This is a genomic window from Cupriavidus sp. IDO, from assembly GCF_000812465.1.
Classification (GTDB): domain Bacteria; phylum Pseudomonadota; class Gammaproteobacteria; order Burkholderiales; family Burkholderiaceae; genus Cupriavidus.
Genome location: NZ_JWMA01000175.1, coordinates 1 through 2,764 on the forward strand (window position 1 = coordinate 1; position 2,764 = coordinate 2,764).

Consider the following 2,764-nt stretch of genomic DNA (forward strand, 5'->3'; position numbering starts at 1 on the left):
CCGCCGCCACACTGGGCCTACACCGCCCCATCACAAGGAGAAAACCCATCGACATAAAATTCAAATGCAGATCTGTCCGATGAAACGGGGCAACCCCACCTCAGGTGATTTCTTACTTTGATGTTGGTTGCGAGGCTGGTAGGGGAGCTGGCGCCGCAACGCTCGCGGATGCAGGTTGAGATGCGCTAGACGTGGATTGCTGAGCAAGCGCCTGCGGCTGCAAAGCGCCAGCGCCGATAAAGCTCTTTTGCGCGAGCGCTTGGGGACGCAGGCTCGCTGCGCCCAATAAGCTCTCGAGGGCCACTACTCCCTTCGTTTGTTTTTGTTCAGCCATCTCTTTGAACCGCCCCGGGAATCGTGGAGGCTGGTTGGTTTAAGTTAATAGCGGTTCTGGGGCAGGCATTTGAAGCTGCCTATAGTAGTTTGCCTCAGCTTCGGCTGGCGGGATATAGCCGAGGGGTTCCATCAGCCGGTGGTGATTGAACCAGGCTACCCATTCCAGCGTGGCCAGCTCAACGGATTCACGCGTCTTCCAGGCAGTACGACGATGGATCAGCTCAGCCTTGTACAGGCCGTTAATCGTCTCAGCCAATGCGTTGTCGTAGCTGTCGCCCCGGCTACCAACCGATGGTTCGATGGCCGCCTCGGCCAGGCGCTCGCTATAGCGAATGCTGACGTACTGCGAACCCCGATCGGAGTGGTGGATGAGAGATCCATCATTGCCAGGCTGGCGATCGTAAAGCGCCTGTTCAAGTGCGTCCAGAACGAAATCCGTGGTCATCGACGAGCTGACACGCCAGCCGACGATGCGCCGGGCGAACACGTCAATCACAAACGCAACGTACAGCCAGCCCTGCCATGTCGAAACATAGGTGAAGTCCGAAACCCAGAGCTGGTTCGGCCGCTCGGCCCTGAACTGACGGTTGACCAGGTCCGGCGGGCGCGCTGCTCTCGCATCTGGAATCGTCGTGCGAATCCGCTTGCCACGAATCACGCCGCGCAAACTCTGCTGCTTCATCAGCCTCTCGACCGTGCAGCGCGCCACCGTGATGCTCTCGCGGTTCAACTGCTTCCAAACCTTATCGGCCCCGTACACCTGCATGTTGGCCTGCCAGACTCGCTTGACCTCGGGTCGCAGTAACTCATCGCGTTTGGATCGTGCAGAGCGCCGCGACGGATCGCGAAGCTGCGCAGCATGGCGCCGATAGCCCGACGGGGAAATCCGCAAGACTTTGCAGATCGGCTCGACCCCGAAGACGTCGCGATGCTGATCGACAAAGGCCTTCAGGACTTCAGACGGCGGTCGAGCTCCGCCTGGGCGAAAAACGCGCTCGCCAGCTTCAGGATCTCATTGGCTCGGCGCAGTTCCTTTACCTCGCGCTCCAGCGCCTTGAGGCGTTCACGCTCCGACGTGGTCACGCCGTCGCGCTCGCCGCTCTCGACTTGCTCTTGCTTGACCCACCCTAGCAGCGTCTGGCTCGTGCAACCGATCATCGGTGCAATGGATTCGACTGCCGCCCACAGCGACGGATGCTCGCTACGCTGCTCTCGAACCAGACGTACGGCCCGCTCTCGGACCTCGGGGGAAAACTTGGTTTGCTTGCTCATAGGCTCCATTCTCTCAAGAGTTGGAGCCTCCACTAAACCCGGGGCGGTTCACTTTCTCCTTATCCCGGTATGTCCCGTAAGCGGTAACTATACCAAGAGTCGCAGAAAAGATAGCGCCAGCAGCGAACGAAACCAAGACCACCAAATCTAGCCTGCTGAGCAGCTTGCTTGCAAGCTCCGTGTTTCCTTGAAGAATACCAAGGATGTGCTTGCCGTTTTGCCTGAAGATTATTAACAATGCGACTAGCGCTATTAGGAGGCTCCCTAGCGACAGTCCATAGAGGACAAGAGCAAAACGGGAGCCTGCCCCCTTGGTTGTCAATAGGGTAACTAGAACGCCAATGCCGCCTGCCGAAAGGGCAAATATGCTCTTGTCATACTCCAATCTGGTGGAAAACCAGGCGGCCACGCTTGCGGCGTAGAACTCCACGTCTTTGGCTTGGTGAAGCTCGCTATTTGATTCGCTCATCGTGGGGAGAGTGATGCGGATATGCGATGGTGCCCGGGGTCGGACTTCGGAACTCAGGACGCTCGCCGGAGAGCTTTGCTGGGCTTGGCTGTACGCTGTTGAAGAGTTACAACAGAGGTTACCACGAACTCCATCTCTCTCTCATGCAGGCGGGGTCTGCTCCTCGAACCAGTCATTAATCTCAGCAATCGCTTTGCCAGCCTCATTGTAGTAGCCGGGAAGATTGCTAAGCACCCGATGGCCGATCCATTGCGGTCTCTCGGGGAAATCTGACTAATCACAGCTCAGCAGCGGTTGCTGACAGTCGGTCGTAGCGCACTGAGTGCACGGTTGTTGCCATGTCGCGATCATTGGGGTACTCAGTTATCTTTGGCTGTCAAAGGGACACGATCTCGGGATCAATTTGGTCCGCCAATTTAGGATGTAGGTCAGACACTTGGCAATGGCCCGGCGCGCGTTGTTCTTTGCGGGCGGCTCGACGCCGCTCTCCTACCTCTCCTTAGGTGCGAGCTGAAAATTAGTGCTGGTATCATCTCGTTACAGATACCTCACTGAGATGGACGAACAGTGCAGTGCACGGGAGAAGATGTGGAGGTGACCCGTTTTTTCGGACAGTGCCTATCTTGAGTAAGCAGGAGGTGCACCATGCCGAAAACGCGCCCACCGTACAGCACTGTCTTCCGTCAG

At 57.5% G+C, this 2,764-nt stretch carries 2 protein-coding genes and 1 other annotated feature; both genes read right to left on the reverse strand.

The genetic code is table 11. The features are described from left to right. Positions 1 to 373 precede the first annotated feature (373 nt). A protein-coding gene (locus RM96_RS31815) for an IS3 family transposase (protein ID WP_152624253.1) occupies positions 374 to 1,608 on the reverse strand; the annotation gives its coding sequence in 2 pieces (ribosomal slippage) (positions 374 to 1,320 and positions 1,320 to 1,608; 1,236 coding nt in all). Further along, positions 1,214 to 1,330, reverse strand: a sequence feature (AL1L pseudoknot). Its footprint overlaps the gene before it by 117 nt. A gap of 13 nt (positions 1,609 to 1,621) precedes the next feature. Continuing rightward, positions 1,622 to 2,038 carry a hypothetical protein gene (locus RM96_RS31825; RefSeq protein ID WP_152624254.1) on the reverse strand — a complete coding sequence of 139 codons (417 nt, stop codon included), beginning with the start codon at positions 2,036 to 2,038 and terminating at the stop codon, positions 1,622 to 1,624. Positions 2,039 to 2,764 lie beyond the last annotated feature (726 nt).